The following is a 19,989-nucleotide window of genomic DNA, read 5'->3' as shown; positions in this document are numbered from 1 at the left end:
CTTCATTATACTTAATGACATACTCATGATGACGATTCAATCTAGAATGAGATATTGGCTGTAATCGGTTCATTCAACAGTTTTTCATCACTGGGTATCAAGTGCACTGATGTGCTGTTTTTTTAGCCATAACGTCAACAAAGAGCCAAGTCACTCAAGCCATAGATCTATCCATTGCAAATGAGCAACTGATCGCATCAATACGTGTTGAATAGCTCGGTTGTGATATCACGCTCGCTCTAACAAGGTGCTATTCTTTGTCAGAATGAACACAATCTAATCTTGAAACCTTAACTCGCCTTAGCGATGGGAAAGCTACTCAATCGGTTTATTTACTCATTGAATTAAACTGTAAATAAGGTTTGCAATAGTAACGAATAGAGCAAACTCTATGGCTAGAGTGGTTTGATCGTCACTGCAATATCCAGTGGTTTCCCAGTGTAGATAAATGAAGTTACAGCGATATCAATGCCAGTTTTGGCATAGGCTTGGATTGATTCGATATTGATTCCTCCAGCCGCTGCAATCGTCAAGTGAGCAAACCGCTTTTTAAGCTGCATGACCCAGTTTTGTAGTGATGACGGCGGGACTTTATCAAATTGAATCACGTCAATTCCGCATGCTGCAACTTTCATCGCATAATCCAGATCGTCGCATTCGACGACTAGTTTTCGTTCTGGCTGAGCAATAACGGCTTTTTTTAACGTAGCTAGCAAGTGATCCTCGCTATTGAAAAAAGCAGTGTGGTTATCAAATAACAAGAAACTTTCAGAAAGTCCTAGCCGGTGAACTGTCCCTCCACCAGCCTGAATAGCATTTAGACTGATTGTTTTTGCTCCAGGAACACATTTTCGGGTACAGGCTATAATGAGATCAGGGTTAATACTTCGGCCTTTGATGACCATTTCATGGGTTCGGGTTGCAATGCCAACCGCATGTTCCATCATGTTCTGGGCCACTTTCCAACCTGCATGTAATACACCTGCAGAACCTTTAGCTCGCAATACTAGTGTTCCTGCAGCCAATGTGGTCCCATTTTTTTCAAGTGGCTCAACGTTGGCCCCAAGATGGCGAAGTATGGTGCTCGCTTCGTCCATTCCTGCTAGTGTGCAGGCATATCTGGCGCTGAACTCCATGACCGCAGGATGCTCTGAAATCCCCATCGTTTCTGTAGTTAAATCACTGTAGGGTAAATCCTCTCTAATGAGGTTTTCAATCAGCGTGGTGGATAAAAACATATTAAGTCCCCGTTCATGAGTGATAAATGATGGCCATATAATTGAGCCCTTGGCGAAAATTGCTATCTCTATGGGTTCAACATAGCCTGCGTTCAGTACCTATTTGTTGCGGCGCATTCATAAGGAAGTTGAATTGTTAGCCTATTTGAACAAAGATGGCTTGATCTTGAGCACTTGAATGAACGTTGCTCTGACGATTAACTCAGTGTTTAATCACATTCCCTGATGGGCGGATGAAGGCGATGGAGGAGTATCCTAAATATATTGTGGTCACAGGCTAGGGCATGCTTTGGACGCTTATATTGAGTGCGTCTGGCCATCACTGTAGAGAAGTTAATCGTTGTTTGGTTTGATGATTACGATGGCACTCGCATATGTTTTACACTGAAAATTGTTTTATGTTATTTATCAGTTGGATGTAGTTACTAACATTGCGAAAATGCTAATTTATTCTAAACATGTTAATGTTTTGATTTGGCTGGATTGTGTGCCTCAATGATCAAAGCCGCTGATGAAATCGGAGCGTGAATGTTTTCAAACAATAAACAGCAAGATAGTATTTTTAATCCGGCTTTACGCCACCTCACGTCTGATCATATTAAGGTGAGTGCTCGTTATGACCTTTTTTATGCGATTAACGACGCATTAGCTGGTGTTTTATTTGTTATTGGTAGTATTTTCTTTTTTTGGTCTGACACGCAAGATGCAGGAACTTGGCTATTTTTGATTGGTTCTATCTTGTTTACCGTTCGTCCTGGCATCAAAATCTCCCGGAATCTACATTTGCGGCGCGTTTCTGTTCGTCAGAACCGTTAAGTGCTCGAGCTGTGCGAGCATTACTTGTGGGTGAATTTGGTTAAATAAAAAAACCGCAGCGAAACCGCCTTTAATAACGGGAATTCTCACTCAATGAGCGATCTTAACGCCGAGTTGCGACGGTGTAGGTACGTATGTTTCGAATTCAATCAATCCATTTAGCGGGCACGATAAGCTGTTAGCATCGGCTCCTTTTCTGGGAAATCAGGCGTGCAGCTCTAATTCTTTAAAGAACATCCTCGTTCCATCAACGGCCATCGCTAGAGTGACCGATTCATCGATCTATTTTTCAATGTCCTGTCTGTCTTGTTTTGTCCTTCATGAGGCGCTTTATAGAGCCCATATGACGAAGGCAAACAGGGCGTGATAAGAGTCAATTTTTTAGCCACATACTTAGAAGTGTGATCGGTAAATAGATGTGTTTAATAAAATGACAGTTTGCTTACTGAGTTGGCGAATATTCAAAGGTTAATCGCATTCAATGTGGTCAATATAACAAGGGTTAAATAATAAATAGCCGCTTTAGCAAGTTAACTGTCACTTGCTATAGCCCAATAACGAATCATTATCTCTACTTGTTGGAGGATCTATGTCTATATCTCGCAATTCATTGGCATGGCTTGTTGTCGCCACGTTGTTACTGCCGCTTGCTCAGAATGTTGATGCACAAACTGTATTAAAACTTGCTTACGCAGAAAATAGCCGTCCGGTAAAAGAAGCATTGCAATATATAGGTCAGGCGGTTGCGCAAAAAACCAATGGGGATCTTACGATTCAATATTACCCAGATAGTCAGCTAGGAGGAGAACGTGAATTAGTTGAAATGACCCAAGTGGGTGCTATTGATTTAACTAAAGTGTCATCTGGTTTATTGGAAAGTTTTTCACCGCTTTACGGTGTATTTTCATTGCCGTATTTGTTTTCAAGTCAGGCCAATTTTTACCATGTAATGGATGATCCTGAAATTATGAATCAGGTCTATCAGTCAACCGCTGGGCAAGGTTTTACTGGCGTAGCCTGGTATGATTCGGGGGCCCGAAATTTCTACATGGCTAAGAGCCCGATCAAATCGTTAGCTGATCTCAAAGGTAAAAAAATCCGCGTGATGCAGAGCGAAACGGCGATTACGACGATGAAACTATTAGGTGCATCCCCCATCGCTATGAGTCAATCTGAAGTGTATACCTCGTTACAGCAAGGGATCATTGATGGTGCGGAAAATAATGAATTTGCTCTAACGATTGCCCGTCATGGTGAAGTCGCTAAATACTACAGCTATGACATGCATACGCGTATTCCAGACATTGTCATTATGAGTAATTTGACGAAAAATCGTTTAACCCCCACCCAGCTCACTGCGCTAAATGAGGCGATTAAAGAGTCTATTAATGTTGAAAAAAAAGCTTGGAAAGATGAGATAGAAAAAACTCGTCAGTTGGCTAAACAGCAATTTGGCGTGACGTTTTTTACGATTGATCAAGCGCCATTTAAAGCAGCTGTCCAGCCGATCTATGAAAAGTTAAAAACTAAACCTGACGTCTATCAGTTATACCAAAAAATCAGCCAAGTTAGTCAGTAGTGATTGATCGCGAGCCGTCACACTTCTTTGTACCTAATTTGCGAGGTAATGATGAACACAATTCGTCAGTGGTTAGATAGAAGCATTGAGATATTTTGCTGTTTTCTGACCAGTATTATGGTGCTAGTGGCCTGCTGGCAGGTCATCAGCCGTTATATTTTTAATTCACCCAGTACCTTCTCTGAAGAGTTTCTGCGCTTCTCCCTAGTCTGGTTATCTGTTATTGGCCTTGCCTATGTGGCCGGTAAACAAGAACACATTAGCCTAACGCTTTTTATCGATAAATGTCCGGTACGATTAATTGCCTATTGGAATATGGCAATTCAGGTCGTTTTCATACTATTTGCTGCTTATATCTTAATTATTGGTGGGTGGCACGTCTCTTCTAATGCAATGATGCAAATTTCTCCGGTTCTTAAACTATCGATGGGGAAGGTCTATTACGCGTTACCTCTAGCGGGCGTCATCACCATTATCTACTGTATACTCAATATTATTGATATGGTGAAAACAAATCGTATTAGAAAACAAAAAGAAGGGATCCAATCCATACCTCTTAACGGAGGTCGTCATGATTGATCCTCTTGTAGCCACCAGCATGCTGGTGGGTATCTTTCTCTTATTACTCGTGATGGGAACTCCGATTGGTTTGTGTATTGTCATCGCTTCTGGCGCGACAATTATGTTGGTGTTACCGTTTGACATTGCGATGTTTACCACCGCTCAAAAAATGTTCTCAAGCTTAGATAGCTTTGCGTTACTGGCCGTGCCTTTTTTTATTTTATCTGGCGTGATTATGAATAACGGGGGAATCGCCACTCGTCTCGTTCACTTTGCGAAGTTGTTCACGGGGCGCATCCCTGGCTCTTTGTCCTACGCTAATATCGCGGGGAACATGATGTTTGGCGCGGTATCTGGTTCGGCTATCGCGGCCTCCACATCTATTGGTGGCGTGATGATTCCTATGAGTGCAAAAGAAGGTTATAACCGTAATTTTGCTTCCGCCGTCAACATTGCCTCTGCGCCGACTGGCATGCTCATTCCACCAACCACCGCATTCATCCTTTATGCTTTGGCCAGTGGCGGAACCTCGATTGCCGCGCTGTTTGCAGGTGGTTTTGTCGCAGGCAGTTTGTGGGGGATGGGGTGCATGATCGTCACTTATGTAGTGGCAAAGCGTCATCATTACACTAACTTTTTTGCTGTACAAAAAGGAATGGCATGGCATGTGACGCGAAATGCGATTCCTTCATTACTGCTGATTGTCATCATTGTTGGGGGGATTGTCGAAGGGATTTTTACCGCGATTGAGGCTTCTGCTGTGGCGGTTGTATATACCGCTTATCTCACCCTCTTTTTGTATAAAACCCTACGGTACAAAGATGTCCCTCGGATCCTGATTCAAACATTCGTCATGACTGGGGTTATTATGTTTCTTCTAGCGACCTCTTCGGCAATGTCCTTTGCGATGTCAATGACAGGGATCCCGGCTGCATTAACGCATTTGATATTAGGTATTTCTAATAATCCGGCTTGGATCATGTTAATCATCACGGTTTTTTTACTGGTAGTGGGTGCCTTTATGGATATCGGCCCAGCGATACTAATTTTTACGCCAATTCTTCTTCCCATTGTTGAGAAAGTTGGCGTTAACCCTGTTCATTTTGGCATTCTCATGGTTTACAACTTAGCGATTGGAACAATTACGCCCCCCGTCGGTAGTGGCCTGTATGTTGGGGCGAGTGTCGGTCAGGTCAAAGTCGAAAACTTGATTAAGCCTTTGATGCCATTTTACATCGCTATCGTTATTGTTTTACTCATGATTACCTATTTACCTGAAGTCACCTTGTTTTTACCCAAAATGCTTGGTGTTATGTAATTGAATGCAGAGGCTCTTATGAAGATCTTTCCAGTTAAGCACAGCCCATTACTTTGCCGAGTAGAGCGAACCCATCCCCGTCAAGTGGTGATCGATAAAATTACGCGACTTATCGATAACTTGATCAACATCCAAGATAAAACTGGCGAATTTTTGCTCTATCTCGACGATGGTAGAACCATCGATACGAAAGGTTGGAGTGGTTGGGAATGGACACATGGTATTGGGTTATATGGCATGTATAAATACTACCAACTAACCAATGATCATGCTGCGTTAAATATTATTGATGAGTGGTTTGAAGATCGCTCTGTCGAAGCGCAAGCGACCAAAAACGTCAACACAGTCTGTCCCTTCTTAACACTCGCCTATCGCTATGAAGATACACAAGATAAAACGTTGATCCCTTATTTGGAAGCCTGGGCTGATTATGTCATGTATCAAATGCCGAGGACTCAAAGTGGTGGGCTCCAGCACATTGTCTATAACAGCGAAAATAATGAGCAGATGTGGGATGACACGTTAATGATGAGTGTGATGCCACTGACCAAGATTGGATTAGTTTTAAACCGACCAGAGTATATTGAAGAAGCTAAATATCAGTTTTTGACGCATATGCAATACCTCATGGATACTCAAACGGGTGTTTGGTTCCACGGCTGGACGTTTGAAGGGAATCACAATTTTGCCAGAGCCCGCTGGGCGAGGGGAAATAGCTGGGTCACTATTGTTATTGCGGATTTTCTGGATTTACTCGATCTTCCCGAGCACGATGCATATCGGCGCCACCTTGTTCATATATTAAATCGTCAAGTCGAGGCGCTTGCTCATTACCAGCAACCGAGCGGGTTATGGTGCACATTACTGGATGACCCGAACTCTTATCTTGAAGCTTCTTCAACCGCAGGATTCGCCTACGGTATCTTAAAAGCTGTACGCAAACGTTACATTGATAAAAAATATGCGTCTATGGCGTACAAAGCGGTGGATGCGCTGATTAGTGATTTTATTAATGAATCAGGTGAACTAACGAATGTTTCTTTTGGTACTGCAATGGGTGATGATTTAGCGTATTACCATCAGATTCCACTCACTTCGATGCCTTATGGACAAGCAATGGCGATTCTCTGTTTGTCAGAATATCTGCGGACCTACCTTTAGTAAGCCTGTTGGCTCGATAAGCATACATTTGATTGATGCTTATCGGTCAATTTTAACTTGTTGAGCATAGCGATAAACCGAGGCAGAGCGCTTAACATACCATGATACTCCATACATATATTGCAACGCGCAACGGACTTGTTATCTGGTGTTGATAAACGTTATGCCTTGTTTATCTGACTGCTCTTAAAAGTGAGTGAAATAAAAGAAAAACGCAGTGAATCACAAGGGTTATGAAAATCATATGTTCTGATCGACTATTAACTTTTATACCTAATGGATTTTATAATCGTTTAAGCAGATGATCCAAGCGATTCATTGAACGCGATGAGTCACATTTAACATTTAGAGAAATCTTTTATTTTATTGTATTTTCAGGTTGTTTATATGATCACGTTATTAACGTATTATTTTTTGATTAAATTGAAATAATATTTTGTGCTGTGATTAATTTTTAACTATGTCACATTTATTAATATTCCTTGGTTATAAAAAAATATGTATGATCCCTATCACAAATATAAATTGTGTTTTTCACTAGTTTAAGGTGATCAATTTAATGGAAATAAAATAATGTTCCATCTTAGCTGTGACGAATTTTTTAGGAGTACTGAGATGACTATCTGTGCTGAAGTCAGGGCTCCCCAATTAGTTTACCCAGAACATTCACATGATTTCCATGAATTGGTCATTATCACAAAAGGGGCCGGTCAGCATATTCTCAATGATGTGCCAACCAATCTTACTCAAAACTATATCTGTTACATCTCACCAAGGGATCGCCATCTCTATGAGCAAGTTGATCATCTTTATCTAACAAATATTCTTTATAAAAAGAATATATTAAGCTATTCACCCTTATTAAAACATGTTCTTCCTAAGGATGGTAATGACCAAGCGGGGTGGTATATTTGCTCAGAGACCATGAAACGAGTAAGCATCCTGCTCAGTGAAATTGAACAAGAGTCACAACAACCTAGCGTTGATTCTAGGATTATGACTGAAGCACTATTTCAGCAATTAGTTGTAGCGATTTCTCGTGGGAGATTAACTGCAAAATCAAATGATTTGGTAGATAATGCAATTCTAAAAATCATTGATTGGATCCAAACTAATTATGTAGAAAATATTTGTATGAATGATATTTCAGATCGATTCCAAATATCTTCACGAACATTAAGTCGAAAAATTAAACAGATGACGAATCTCTCTTTCAATAACTATGTGCATCGGGTTCGCATTAATCACGCGATTAATTTACTTAAATATTCGGACGCATCTATTACTGATATTGCATTTGAAGTAGGCTACCAAGATAGTAATTATTTTAGTACTAAATTCAAGCGCTTCACCAATAAGACTCCATCAGAATTTCGTTAAAACACTCATTCATTAAATCAGTTTTTCTATTCATTATCATATTAGCCATCATCGCCGTGATCTAATTTATCTATTGTATGAATATCTTCATTTTTACTTGGTTTGCCAAGTGCGCTGTAATGTCTTGATTAGTTCTATCAAAATAGCTATGGCCAGCGTTAGCCTTAAATTCATATCCAATCATTTGATTCGGGCTGATGTTGAGATAAATAAGTGAGGTGAGGGTTTTGCAAGGTAGTCCTCTCCATTATGCATGTTACAAGTGAACCGTGAACGTTTTTATGTGTTGATGTCACTCCACTCTAAAAGCGCTTAGGGATACGCTAGTGGGTGTATTCTCGCTGGCATGGCCGTATCAAATCGTGGCAGTGTTACGTTTTTTGGCTGTACGGAGCTTGCCGGCCACAGCGTATGCAGGCAAGCTTTGAAAGCATCGTTATGATAGAAATATTCACCTTTATAAAAGAAAATCGAGCCATTCAAAATGATGTTCCTCATCATCCCTAAAGGGCGAACCATCGACTAGTCGCTCTTGAGCGGGCACTTTATCCGTACGGCTCGTGACTGGTACTGTGCATGGGTGAGCGTAGCGATGAAGGCTGGTGAGCGAATGCGCTTTTAGTCGTATAGGTCGTAAGCGCCTTCAATGGCATGAATAAGAGCAACAATCAGCGTGTTATAAGGCGTTGGGACCCCATATTGTTTGGCTTGTTCGACAATTGCACCATTGATTGCATCAATTTCCATTTTAACGCGATTTTTTCGATCTTGGTACATTGATGAGTAACCTGCGCCTGCGGTTTGGCATACCTCTCGGACCATGTTAAGAGCCTCTCTGCGATCAAAGTAAGTCCCATCTGCTTCGGCTACTTCAATGGCTTCATAAACCAAGCGTTTGGCAAAATCCCAAGCGTCATCGTTTTTAATCATATAGCCAATGGGCGTTTGCGTAATGGCTGTAAATGTATTGACCGAGAGGTTGACCAATAACTTGCTCCAGATAATTCGTTGAATATCATCTGCAACCGCCACTTCAAAGCCTGCTTCTGTGAGTAAATCCGCTGCAACAGCGATGATATGATTAGCATCGTGGTTACTGCCGATATCGGTCGCTCCTCGGCCCGCGTGTTTTATCTTACCGTTACCCAGATTGACGGCATTATGTTTACTGGTTCCGATAATGACGTTGTTGGGCTTAACATATTGCGCAATTTTTCGGTCATTGCCCGCACCATTTTGCAACGTCATCACCAGCGTTGAGTCTTTAAATAATCTTCGGTTTTGCGCCAGAGCTTGCTCAGTATAGGTTGATTTGACAAACACGATAGCGATATCAACAGGCTCTTGACTTTGTCCTGAAAGGCAGGCTTGCACCTGTGTAAATTTGGCGATGGTTCCATCTGTTTCTTCAATCGTGATCCCATTGTCTTGAATCGCCTGAACTTGTGATGCCAAGGCATCAATCATATATACGTCATGATGGCGACTTAAATAGGCGCCATATAAACAGCCCATCGCCCCTGCACCAATGATTGCAATTTTCATCTTCTGGTTCTCCATAAGCATACTCATCGTGCTCCGATTCATCGGTGTTATTCGACGAGGCATGTTGGCTAAATTTTGTTATGGGCATTATACAAAGGCTGCGAGTTGAGACAACCAAGAACCTTTGGGATAAATAGCAAGTCTTGGATGAGGTCAGATGGAAATGTCACAGCTATCCCTGCTTTTTAGTTGGCGTATTTTTTATACGCAAAAATAGCCCGATAAAGTTGTTGAAAGATTACTCGGTTGCTAACGCTATGTGAGATGGTAATTTGTTGGATACCCTTTCAATCTCCTCATTAAAATAGGGTAGCGGGAGCCATTATTTTCAGCCTTCATCAATAGAATGAGTGGACAGTTCCTTCATATGGAGTGTAGCGAAAGAGTGCTATTAGTGGTTATATTTTATTTCAGTGAATCAAAAAACGCTCTCCGTTGATTTAGGAAAGGTCTGGGGCGAGGCAAATGACTAGGATCTTCAACAATAAACAACATAAGTCACGACGCCAACAATTACGTTACACTATGCCTGAACCAGAACGACGCTTATAAGCCTCGGATCCGTAGCAAACAGCTGGCTATTAAATTTCGTCGATGGCATGGTTATTGGTCACTATCGTATTGATTTTTATTGTGTAGAAGAAAAATTAGTGATTGAACTTGATGGCAATAATCACTACATCGGCCATGCTCCACAGGATGATTTAGCACGAGAGGTGTTTATTGTTCTTTGAATATGAAGGTGTTGCGCATTACTAATGAACAAGTGAAAGAGGTAGATGCGATGCTTGAGGTGACATTGCATCATGTGAACACACTCCCAACCTGGCGCACACTGATATGCTTCCAGCGCTTTAGCAAGAGCGGCGGCGGTGAAATGCACGGTTAGGCGAAAAATGCGTGTCTTTGCAAGGGGTGGGATGGAGTCAGTCATGCGCTGCAAACTCAACCGCCCAAAGAGAGTGGGATCTTGCTTTGGGCGGACTTTTCAGCTCATTACTTCAACCAAGGCTTGCCGACTGGCAGACTAATGCCCGAATCAGCTAAGACCGCGTGAGCCATCAGGTACCAAGCGGTCAATGCACAGATGATCAGATCCCAAGCGGCCAAAGTGCCGATGAACTGGCTTCCAGCAAGCTCTTTGATGACTAGTCCAAAAAACCCTAAAAATAGCGTTAAGAATAGAAAAGCCAATGCGCCATTGTGTTTCATTGATGCGATGAACATGATCCCCGTATAGATTGTCCAAGCCACGAGAAAAAAGCCTAAACCTTGACTACTCAGTTTAAGAACCGGATAGGCTTTGACTAATTCGGCATTTGTTCCGAAGATAAGGTAGAGCGCCAATGCTATCCAAAAAGCGCCATAGGATACAAATGCACTAAACCCAAAATTGTTTCCTACTTTGAACTCAAAATAACCTGCTACAAACTGAGCGAGCCCACCGTAAAATATACCCAGCCATAAGACAGGCCCTATATCGACCCAACCTAAGTTATGGCATTGCAACATAAATGTGGTCATGGCGAAGCCACCCAGACCTACTGCCGCAGGGTTTCCTAGTTTCATTGCTTCCATAATTTTATCCCTCTAATGTTAAAATTTAGTCAACTCCCTTGACCTTAGTTTTATGTGCCGTGCAGCCGCCAAGGTGAGATCAGTGTAGTGGATATAAATTGATAATGTTAATGAGTGGTTAACAGATTTTGGATCAAAGAAACATTATTTTGTGGAGCGGAGCTCGACTCTATTCAGCAAAAATAAAAAAGTGGGAGCGGGTTAACGACATCACGACCAAGACGCTGACTATGAATCTGCGAAATGGGGGGGTTTTTCAAATGCCCCCTCGGGGTCGGCGTACTATCTAAACTAGTATCTGCGAAACAAAATACTTGATTGGAACCGTTAAGCGGTGCGGCGTTACGCTGACTTTTGTTAGTCTGACGCAACGCCACCAAGCACTCTGTTGGCTCATTCGCTCAGCGCTGCGCCTTGATTGACGATTTTCCTAACGGTCTGAGATTAAGACGATTCATTCGCACCTTTTCTAGATATCAACGAATACGTTGTTCGTACTGATCAAACAAACATATATGTGCACAATCGGCCTTCACCCGAATGACTGAGCCGCGGCGTGCAATCGACTCGCGAGCAACGTTTACAGTGCATGCCGTGTCGCCAATGGTACCGTAGAGATAACTCGCACCACCGAGAAACTCGGAAAAGTTTACCTTAAAAGGTACTGAGTCTTCATCACCTTCTGCGGCTATTTGCCAATGTTCGGGGCGTATTCCAAGGGTAACATGACTACCTTCCTCAAGTTTTGACTGAAACTGAGGGCAGGCAAGCATTGTCCCTGACACGTCAATATTGTTACCTCTTACTATGCCGGGTAGAAAATTCATCTTAGGAGAACCGATGAAACCGCCAACAAACATGTTGTCAGGATCATCGTAGAGAGTCGCAGGTGAGCCGACTTGTTCAATCTGGCCATCATGCAATACTACTATTTTATCTGCTAAGGTCATCGCTTCCGTTTGATCATGCGTCACGTAGATCATCGTATTACCCAGTTCCTGATGCAGGCGTGCGATCTCGATGCGCATCCCCACGCGTAGCTCAGCATCAAGATTGGACAGAGGTTCATCAAATAAAAATACCTGCGGGTCACGGACAATGGCACGACCAATAGCAACACGTTGTCGTTGTCCGCCAGAGAGATGGCTTGGTCTGCGGTCAAGATAGTCGTTGAGCTGCAGAATATCTGCCGCGTGGTGTACTTTTTGCTCGATTTCAGTTATCGGTCGACCTGCAACCTTAAGACCAAATCCCATATTCTGTGCCACGCTCATATGTGGGTAGAGCGCATAAGTCTGAAACACCATCGCAATCCCTCGATCAGAAGGATCTGTTTCAGTCACGTCGACACCTGCAATCAGTAGATTACCTTCGGTGATCTCTTCGAGCCCTGCGATCATCCGTAACAAGGTTGATTTGCCGCAGCCTGAAGGGCCGACAAAGACAACAAACTCTCCGCCTTTGATCTCAAGATCCATTTCATGGATAATCTCGACGGCTCCGTAAGATTTACTGATCCCTTGTAGAGAAAGCCCCGCCGCTTTTTCTGCTGTATAGAGTTGTTTTGTTTTATTCATCATGTGCTTGTGCCTCCCTGCGTAACCAAACGAGCATGGCACCTGGTTCGCGATTGTCCCAAAGATAATAGGGAATAGCGCGTAGCTTAGTTGCTACACGTTCTGGAGGGTGACTTGTATATAGCGCATCGCTATGGCTAGTTTCCACTGTTGCATCGACCTCTAACCCAACCGTTCCGACTAAGCCTTCAATCATCGTAGTTTCAATCTTAGCGCCGTCCTTGATAACGAAGGTGTTTAGCGGCGCCTGATTATCAGTCTCTTCGACGCAATAAACCATCGGGCCACGCTGCAATGCCGTACGACCTTGATCTGCTGCCACCATTTTGTTGGCATAAAGCATTTCTGCCACCATAGTTAAATCAAGTTCCACCCTATCGCCTTGTGCCCACTGACGCCGAATACGTAGATAGCCTTTTTCTAGAGCCAACTCCTGGCTTTGTCCATTGATCATCAATTTGTACCCCTTTGCCCAGCCGGGTACACGCATAGATAGGGTAAATTCAACCGGGGTATCCGGCGTTAGAGTCACGGTGATCTGCCCGTCATTTGGATAGCGAGTCGTTTGTTTAACGTTAAGTCGAGTACCCGCTATCTCCATGTCTGCACTGTTTTCACAGTAAAGATGTAATGCCAGCTCATCCTCTGCGATCCCATAAAAATAGGTACCGATTGAAGCAATCAAACGTGAAATGTTAGGCGGGCAGCATGGGCAAGTATGCCAACGCCAGCGATGGTGCGTACCATAACTTTCCAGTGGGTTGTCGTAGAAAAAATGAGTACCATCCGCAGAGATACCAGAAAGTGCCCCGTTATAAAGCGCCTGTTCCATAATATCGGCAAAACGTGCATCTGGTTCTCGGCCCAACATGCGGCTTGCCCAAAATATCAACGCTACCGCTGCACAAGTTTCCGCATAGGCGGTTTGGTTGGGGAGGTCATAATCAAACGTTAGCCCTTCATTTTCTTTAGAGGGCCCAAAACCCCCAGTCACATAGAGATTCTTTTCCGTCAGATGAGACCAGATCGCCTGCAATGCAGGATCAAGGCTGTCATCAGCAAATTCGGTCGCCACATCAGCCATGCCAGCGTAGAGGTAAGCGGCTCGAACGGCATGTCCTACGACTTTTTGTTGTTCACGCACAGGCTGGTGGGCTTGGCAATATTCTAACGAATCAAAATGAAAATCATCAGGATTTTCACCTCGAGCCGTAGCCTCTAAATCAAAATAAAGGGGGCTTTCGCCGCGCACATCCACAAAAAATTTCGCAAGATCCAGATATCGCTGCTCTCCTGTTACACGACCCAGTTTGACTAAAGCTAATTCCAGCTCTGGATGACCGGGATAACCGCGTTTTTGCCCCTCTTTGGGTCCAAAGTTTTGCTCGATACAATCTGCATAACGACACATAATATCAAGGAATGTACGTTTACCTGTGGCGTGAAAATAAGCCACAGCACCTTCAATCAGATGACCCGCATTATAAAGTTCATGACGATCACGTAAGTTGGTCCACTGCTTACCGACTTCGATGCGTTGGTACCAAGAATTGAGATAGCCATCTTCCGCTTGCAATCGGCCATAGGCATCAATCACTTCATCAACACGCTTCTCTAACTCAGGATCTGGCTGTCGATAGAGGGCATAGGCTGCCGTTTCGATGCTTTTGCCAAAGTCTGAGTCCCAAAACATCTGACTGGTTACTGAGTTATTCGGATGACAGGCAATGACAATGCCCGGGTTAGGCAGAGCTGGGTCAATTTGCTCCATCATTCGCGCTTCAACACAACGATCAAATAAAAGCTTCGCTGTAGTCGTGGCAATCACATCTATATGAGGGCCAAAAAAACCTTCCACTTGAACCTGATTTATTGCGAGTGGTCGGAACTTTGATTTTGGCTTCAACCCATCGTTACTCTTGAAAATAGTGGTATTTTTCATTATTTTTATCCTTTCCAAAAGATTGTTTATTTCACCGCTCCGGCTGTTAATCCACGGATATAAGAACGTTGCAGAATGAGAAACAAGATCATGCAGGGGATCATCATGAGGGTGACCCCTGCCTGCACAGCGCCCCAATCTACTGAGCCGTATCGTCCAGAACGCACGGCTGTCATCATCACTGGAAGAGTGAATTTTGATTGATCTGTCAGTAATACCAAAGCCGCTAGAAACTCATTCCATGCGTTGAGAAAGGCGAACAAACCAACGGTTACCACGGCAGGCATCACGAGAGGGCCCATAACCTGAACTAGCATTCTGATCCCTTTAATACCATCCATGCGAGCTGCTTCTTCGATCGCTTTCGGTACCGAGTCAAAAGCATTACGCATCATGAACACTGAAAAAGGTAGCTGGAGTGTGGTGTAGATAAATACCAATCCGGTCAGCGTATTTTGCAGCCCCATCTTTGACAACAGTAGAAAGAGTGGCGCTAAAATAGACTGAAATGGAACCATCATGGTTGATAAAATCAACAGAAAAACAAGGTTTTTAAATGGAAATCGATAACGAGAAAAGCCGTAGCCAGCCAAAAGCGCAATCACGATAGTCAACATAGTGGTGCCAACGGCGACAAACAAAGAATTGCCAGCGCAATGCAGCATCGACTGCCCGAACTGTTCCAATCGTTCATAACTAGACAGACTAAAACCCTGCGTTGGCCAAGGTGGTAAGGGTGGCCGACTGGATTCTTCTGGTGAGCGAAAGCTTGCTAGGATCACCCAAACCAGTGGTGCAAGAAAAAGGCCTGCGACAAAAACAGCGGTTATATGGAATACCAACCGATGATAGCGAATTCTACCTTGATGGTGCTGGGTTGTTGTTATTATCGGTCGATTTGAATCGGTTATATTTGACATTATTTATCCTCCGAATCCCGCAACAGTAGGAGCTGAAGTACACTCAAACTGAGCAAAATGACCAGTAGCACGATGGAAAGAGCTGCGCCATACCCCAGCCTGAAGGATACAAAACTTTCAAGAAAGATTTTGTAAACGGCTGTGATTGTTTGATTCTGCGGTCCGCCACTCAGGATGATGTAAAACTGATCAAAGGCGAGCATCGAACCTGAAACGCATAGAATAAGCGCGAGTGCAAACGGCTTGCGAATCAGTGGCAGAGTAATATAGCGAAAACGTTGCAATATGTTGGCGCCATCAATCCGAGCCGCTTCTTGATAATCTGAAGGAATGGATTGCAGGCCACTCATTAAGATCACCATATAAAAGCCTGCCATTTTCCAAACCACCATCACAATGACTGACCAAAAAGCAGGCGTAAAACTGGCTAATAGGTTGACTCGCCCATGTGTCAAACCAAACTTCTCGAAGAGCAGTGAGAACAAACCAGAATCCACATTGGAAAGCCACACCCAAAGGAGTGCCGCAGAGGCGAATCCTGTCACTACCGGTAGAAAATAGACCGTTCGATAAATTGAAATTAAACGGCTTTGCCCTTGCACCATAAGTGCTAAAATGAGAGCAAATCCCAATAGCGCGATCGTGACAACCACGGTGTATTCGGTTGTAAACCAAAGCGATGACCAAAAACCTTGGTCGGAGAAAAGTCGCGTGTAATTGCGTAGTCCGACCCAACGAGGTATTCCCATCAACGGCCATTTATGGAATGACATCCATACCGTCATGCAAAGCGGTACAATAAAAAACATCATGACCAGAGATAAAGCGGGAAGAACGTAGATAAGACCTATCCAATGTCGACGGTTACGCCGTTTTTTCTGGTATGTTTTAGGTTGAGCCGTTCCAGACACTGCGTTCTCATTCATACAAATATCCTTATGCAGCAAAGTCTGTCAGCCAGAAAGTCTGTTCCAGCCGACAAACAGCTTCAGTTTAATGACGATCTAATTTGCATTATCTACAATAGATTGCATTTTACTTTGAGCTACATGGATAGCCTTCGTCACTTCGTTCTTATTTTTTGCAAAGAAAGCTCTATTTAACATCGTGATCCAAGGACCATTTGTTGAATTAATGAGATCATTAAACAATGGGGTGTAGGGGGTTCGGCCTTCAGCCATGGCTTTTGCTGCGATCTGATAGCGTGGGTCCAAGCCTTTTAGTGCCTGTTTTGCGATGTCGCTGCGTACGGGAAGAGAACCGTTTTTCGCTAGTATTTTTTGACCTTCTAATGAGTAAGCAAATTTAATAAAGGACTCGATAGCAGACATTTTTTTGTTAGAGGTCCCCGCCGATACGATGATATTGTCACCGCCAGCGAAGGATGATGTCCCGCCGTTTTCACCAGGAATGTAAGTGACTCCATAATCCAGATTAGGGTACTGGTTATTGAGCGCGCCAATGGCAAACGAGCCCGCTGGAGAGATGCCAATATTGTTACCGGCAAAGGCAGCAAAAAAATTGGAACCACTATCTGTTTTCGATCCATCTGGTACGAGGTGGTCTAACACCATGCCCTGATAAAACCTGATGGCTGCTTTCATTTGTGGTGTATCCACCGTGACCTTTTTACCACCATCTGTCAAAAGCTGACCGCCAGAGGCCCACACTAATGGCATAAAGGTAAATATATTGCAGCCCCCACAATTACCAGAGAAGTAATAGCCATATGTATTAGGGCCTAGTGCAGAAACAGCCTTCGCATCGGCTCGGATCTCCGCCCAGTTTTTCGGTGGCTTGTTTGGATCAAGCCCCGCTTTTTTAAATAGATCTTTATTCCAAACAAGTACCGAAGCATCTCCTGAAAATGGCATGCCATAGATTTTTCCATCATAGGTACCCGCAGAGAGATGAGCCTTCGATAATTTGTCGTAATAAGGAAGTGATTTGGCAAATTTCGTGAGATCCTTTAATTGACCCGCTTGTGAAAAAGCGGGTGTATAGATGAGATCTAACGAGAGTGCATCGGGTGCTGAACCGCCAGCCGCCGCGATCGCATATTTCTGCACGACTTCATTGGTCGGTACAAGCTGTAATTCGACTTTATCCTTGCTCTTGGCATTGAAAGCATCGACCAGCTTCGGCATAAATTCTGAGTCATCAGAGCGGGCCCAGAGTGAAAAGGTTTCTGCCTGAACGAACCCAGACAAAGTCATCGCGGCGATGACAGCACTACTTATTAGCGTATTGATCTTCATTTTCAGTAACCTCTTATTTCATTATTGTTATTATCCAAATGGCTCGATAACGCTGAACTAACGTTTGCCCAATAGCGCTTATTTTTCTTCTTCGCAGTTCATCCGTTACGAGAGACCCTTAGAGCATATTCCGACCGGAATCTGCCCCGCAGGATTCGCGAACAATCAGTTTGCAAGGCATCTCTTGAATACCTGGTTTGACTACTTTGCCGGCTATCATGTCTAACAATGCCAAGCCAGCACTACGCCCGAGGCCCGCTAACTCCATATCAACTGTCGTCAGGGGGGGGCGTGTTGCTTTGGCAAAAATTTCCCAGTTGTCATAGCCCACAATGGCTACATCGTCGGGAACGCTAATGCCTAGCAACGCAAATGCATCCACCACGCCTCGAGCAATCTGATCATTACCGCAAAAAATTGCGTCCGGTTTTTCATCTGAGGAGGAAAAAAGCATACGTGTCGCATCATAGCCATGTGCTTCAGTCCAGCTAGAAAAGAGCGCATTACCATAAGGTTCAAGCCCACTTTCATACAAAGCATGACGCCAACCCTGTTCACGCAGGCGAGCAGCCTTAAAATCATATGGCCCAGTAATATGCGCGATTTTGCGCCGACCAGCAGAAATAAGATGGTTCACTGCGTTCTTTGCGCCATTCAGGTCATCTGGCACAAAACCTGTTGCTCCCTTCGGGCAGGCGGCGTTAACGTAAACTACGGGCATTCCCATAGGTGGCAATTCAATTGGCAATCCACGATCAATCCGTTTACCTGTAATCACCAGTCCATCGACGCGCTTCTCCTCCATCGCCCGTAAATTGAGCTGCAAACGCTCTGGTTTATACTCGCCCGCACTTAAAAAAACCGACACACCACGATCCACCATCGCCTCAGAAAGCCCTGTAACCATAGGCAAAGTAAAACGCCCATAGGTATCATTAGTCAGCAAGCCCAGCGTAAACGAGCGCTGCTGGACCAAACCACGGGCAATCGAATTGGGTCGATAGTTAAGTTCTGCCGCGACTTCATGCACGCGCTTTCTCGTTTCATCCGTCATGCGCCCCGTACCATTAAGAGCTCTCGATGCCGTTGTGACACTGGTCTTCGCTTTTTCCGCTACATCACGAATCGTGCTGCGCTGATATGCGCCGCCTAATGGCTGTTTCGACACTTTCGCTATCAATTTACATCTCCAAATTGATTATTTTTATAGTGAGCAAACGTTTGCTCATCTATGGTAAAACGTTTGCTCAATGTTGGTTTATCGTTTGCTCATGTAAAAAAGATTTACACCTAAAGTCATGATCGTCAATATTTGGCCGCATATTTTTGGTCGTTTTCTGCGCAAGATCACTTTGGTGTTTCATTCCCATTGCTGTCGAATAAGAACGTGAAGCGGTAATTCCCACACTAACTAAAAGTATTCGATGCATCCTAAAAGTGGACAGTGACTCCTTGGATAAGGCCATATTCGCCCATCTGATGTGTGTCGGTGTTTATCGCATGCCTCAGATATTGCTGATATCGTGAAGTGAGCATTAAAAATACTCAACACGGTCTAGAACGGGGGATCTCATCAGCGATAATTCGGTGCAAAAGAGCGTCACTGGAAATACTATTGGGTGGAAACGCTATCTGTGCTTAGACGGTTTGCGGCAACGCTAAACTGACAGGCTCTGTCTTAACATGAGATAACAGTCTGACTGAACTTGGATGAGTAGACTATATCTCCAATATAAAGCCTATCATTTCTGAAAAAGCGCTCACTGCAAGAATAGATATTTGATTGCCGTAAACGGGGATTTTTTGAAAGCCATGCTTTGGATGAATTGATTATTCCCCATGATTTTTAGTTCGACCAATCATTCCCTAAATGATCATCGCTGTTTTCTATACAAAAAGTAATCTGACACACATCATGCATAGCATGGTTATTCAAAAATCCATTTGGGACTGAAAGAGCTGAGCAAGTCTGTGGATGTTACCTTCATTATCTGTTCTGAAGGCGTCAACGAGCTCACAAGGTAGTAATAAAAAAGTGAGACATTGCCTCACCTTGGTGTTCTGTGGATAAGTGTATGAAAGTTGCTAATTGAGCAACTGAAAATTTTCTGGATTT

General features: G+C 43.6%; 16 protein-coding genes. 7 read left to right on the top strand and 9 right to left on the bottom strand.

Translation table 11 applies throughout. The features are described from left to right. Positions 1-395 precede the first annotated feature (395 nt). The gene (modD, locus tag ABUE30_RS07460; RefSeq protein WP_408623090.1) at positions 396-1,238 is read right to left on the bottom strand and encodes a ModD protein; all 843 of its coding nucleotides are present in this window, start codon (positions 1,236-1,238) and stop codon (positions 396-398) included. A 528-nt stretch (positions 1,239-1,766) separates the two neighbouring features. Here modD and ABUE30_RS07455 point away from each other — a divergent pair. From ABUE30_RS07455 to ABUE30_RS07430, 6 genes are all read left to right on the top strand, one after another. After that, positions 1,767-2,054 carry a YrhK family protein gene (locus ABUE30_RS07455; RefSeq protein WP_408623089.1) on the top strand — a complete coding sequence of 96 codons (288 nt, stop codon included), beginning with the start codon at positions 1,767-1,769 and terminating at the stop codon, positions 2,052-2,054. A gap of 589 nt (positions 2,055-2,643) precedes the next feature. Further along, on the top strand, positions 2,644-3,633 hold the full coding sequence (locus ABUE30_RS07450) for a TRAP transporter substrate-binding protein (protein WP_408623088.1): 990 nt from the start codon (positions 2,644-2,646) through the stop codon (positions 3,631-3,633). A 51-nt stretch (positions 3,634-3,684) separates the two neighbouring features. Beyond that, a complete protein-coding gene (locus ABUE30_RS07445) occupies positions 3,685-4,212 on the top strand; it encodes a TRAP transporter small permease (RefSeq protein WP_408623086.1) in 528 nt (175 codons plus the stop codon). Beyond that, positions 4,205-5,512 carry a TRAP transporter large permease gene (locus ABUE30_RS07440; protein ID WP_408623085.1) on the top strand — a complete coding sequence of 436 codons (1,308 nt, stop codon included), beginning with the start codon at positions 4,205-4,207 and terminating at the stop codon, positions 5,510-5,512. Before ABUE30_RS07445 ends, ABUE30_RS07440 begins: the two co-directional genes overlap by 8 nt. 18 nt (positions 5,513-5,530) lie before the next feature. Beyond that, the gene (gene bglB / locus ABUE30_RS07435; protein ID WP_408623084.1) at positions 5,531-6,673 is read left to right on the top strand and encodes a beta-galactosidase BglB; all 1,143 of its coding nucleotides are present in this window, start codon (positions 5,531-5,533) and stop codon (positions 6,671-6,673) included. Between the two features lie 615 nt (positions 6,674-7,288). Next, positions 7,289-8,053, top strand: a complete 765-nt coding sequence (locus tag ABUE30_RS07430) for a helix-turn-helix domain-containing protein (RefSeq protein WP_408623083.1) — start codon at positions 7,289-7,291, stop codon at positions 8,051-8,053. 618 nt (positions 8,054-8,671) lie between these two features. On the opposite strand, the gene ABUE30_RS07425 is transcribed toward ABUE30_RS07430, so the two are convergent. Beyond that, positions 8,672-9,598 (bottom strand): ketopantoate reductase family protein, encoded by a 927-nt coding sequence (locus ABUE30_RS07425; protein WP_408623082.1) that lies wholly within the window; start codon positions 9,596-9,598, stop codon positions 8,672-8,674. Between the two features lie 599 nt (positions 9,599-10,197). Here ABUE30_RS07425 and ABUE30_RS07420 point away from each other — a divergent pair. Beyond that, positions 10,198-10,332 carry a DUF559 domain-containing protein gene (locus ABUE30_RS07420; RefSeq protein WP_408623081.1) on the top strand — a complete coding sequence of 45 codons (135 nt, stop codon included), beginning with the start codon at positions 10,198-10,200 and terminating at the stop codon, positions 10,330-10,332. Between the two features lie 262 nt (positions 10,333-10,594). On the opposite strand, the gene ABUE30_RS07415 is transcribed toward ABUE30_RS07420, so the two are convergent. The 7 genes from ABUE30_RS07415 to ABUE30_RS07385 all read right to left on the bottom strand — a co-directional run bounded on the left by ABUE30_RS07415 (position 10,595) and on the right by ABUE30_RS07385 (position 19,041). After that, the gene (locus ABUE30_RS07415) at positions 10,595-11,176 is read right to left on the bottom strand and encodes an acetate uptake transporter (RefSeq protein ID WP_408623080.1); all 582 of its coding nucleotides are present in this window, start codon (positions 11,174-11,176) and stop codon (positions 10,595-10,597) included. 476 nt (positions 11,177-11,652) lie between these two features. After that, positions 11,653-12,753, bottom strand: coding sequence for an ABC transporter ATP-binding protein (locus tag ABUE30_RS07410; RefSeq protein ID WP_408623205.1), 1,101 nt, complete (start codon positions 12,751-12,753; stop codon positions 11,653-11,655). Then, the gene (locus tag ABUE30_RS07405; protein WP_408623079.1) at positions 12,746-14,695 is read right to left on the bottom strand and encodes a glycoside hydrolase family 127 protein; all 1,950 of its coding nucleotides are present in this window, start codon (positions 14,693-14,695) and stop codon (positions 12,746-12,748) included. Before ABUE30_RS07405 ends, ABUE30_RS07410 begins: the two co-directional genes overlap by 8 nt. Before the next feature lie 26 nt (positions 14,696-14,721). After that, a complete protein-coding gene (locus tag ABUE30_RS07400; RefSeq protein ID WP_408623204.1) occupies positions 14,722-15,582 on the bottom strand; it encodes a carbohydrate ABC transporter permease in 861 nt (286 codons plus the stop codon). A gap of 32 nt (positions 15,583-15,614) precedes the next feature. After that, entirely contained in the window at positions 15,615-16,541 is a 927-nt protein-coding gene (locus ABUE30_RS07395; RefSeq protein ID WP_408623078.1) for a carbohydrate ABC transporter permease, read from the bottom strand. A 78-nt stretch (positions 16,542-16,619) separates the two neighbouring features. Continuing rightward, a complete protein-coding gene (locus ABUE30_RS07390; RefSeq protein WP_408623077.1) occupies positions 16,620-17,873 on the bottom strand; it encodes an ABC transporter substrate-binding protein in 1,254 nt (417 codons plus the stop codon). Between the two features lie 118 nt (positions 17,874-17,991). Then, entirely contained in the window at positions 17,992-19,041 is a 1,050-nt protein-coding gene (locus ABUE30_RS07385) for a LacI family DNA-binding transcriptional regulator (RefSeq protein ID WP_408623076.1), read from the bottom strand. Positions 19,042-19,989: the final 948 nt, after the last annotated feature.

Source organism: Celerinatantimonas yamalensis, from assembly GCF_046054155.1.
Taxonomy (GTDB): Bacteria; Pseudomonadota; Gammaproteobacteria; order Enterobacterales; family Celerinatantimonadaceae; genus Celerinatantimonas; species Celerinatantimonas yamalensis.
This window is presented reverse-complemented; position numbering and strand designations above follow the sequence as displayed.

Excerpts from the sequence above, each read along its gene's own strand:
- ABUE30_RS07445 (WP_408623086.1), top strand. The coding sequence starts at position 3,685 with ATGAACACAATTCGTCAGTGGTTAGATAGAAGCATTGAGATATTTTGC.
- ABUE30_RS07410 (WP_408623205.1), bottom strand. The coding sequence starts at position 12,753 with ATGAATAAAACAAAACAACTCTATACAGCAGAAAAAGCGGCGGGGCTT.
- ABUE30_RS07405 (WP_408623079.1), bottom strand. The coding sequence starts at position 14,695 with ATGAAAAATACCACTATTTTCAAGAGTAACGATGGGTTGAAGCCAAAA.
- ABUE30_RS07455 (WP_408623089.1), top strand. The coding sequence starts at position 1,767 with ATGTTTTCAAACAATAAACAGCAAGATAGTATTTTTAATCCGGCTTTA.
- ABUE30_RS07390 (WP_408623077.1), bottom strand. The coding sequence starts at position 17,873 with ATGAAGATCAATACGCTAATAAGTAGTGCTGTCATCGCCGCGATGACT.
- modD (WP_408623090.1), bottom strand. The coding sequence starts at position 1,238 with ATGTTTTTATCCACCACGCTGATTGAAAACCTCATTAGAGAGGATTTA.
- ABUE30_RS07440 (WP_408623085.1), top strand. The coding sequence starts at position 4,205 with ATGATTGATCCTCTTGTAGCCACCAGCATGCTGGTGGGTATCTTTCTC.
- ABUE30_RS07415 (WP_408623080.1), bottom strand. The coding sequence starts at position 11,176 with ATGGAAGCAATGAAACTAGGAAACCCTGCGGCAGTAGGTCTGGGTGGC.
- ABUE30_RS07420 (WP_408623081.1), top strand. The coding sequence starts at position 10,198 with ATGGTTATTGGTCACTATCGTATTGATTTTTATTGTGTAGAAGAAAAA.
- ABUE30_RS07450 (WP_408623088.1), top strand. The coding sequence starts at position 2,644 with ATGTCTATATCTCGCAATTCATTGGCATGGCTTGTTGTCGCCACGTTG.
- ABUE30_RS07425 (WP_408623082.1), bottom strand. The coding sequence starts at position 9,598 with ATGAAAATTGCAATCATTGGTGCAGGGGCGATGGGCTGTTTATATGGC.
- ABUE30_RS07430 (WP_408623083.1), top strand. The coding sequence starts at position 7,289 with ATGACTATCTGTGCTGAAGTCAGGGCTCCCCAATTAGTTTACCCAGAA.
- bglB (WP_408623084.1), top strand. The coding sequence starts at position 5,531 with ATGAAGATCTTTCCAGTTAAGCACAGCCCATTACTTTGCCGAGTAGAG.
- ABUE30_RS07395 (WP_408623078.1), bottom strand. The coding sequence starts at position 16,541 with ATGAATGAGAACGCAGTGTCTGGAACGGCTCAACCTAAAACATACCAG.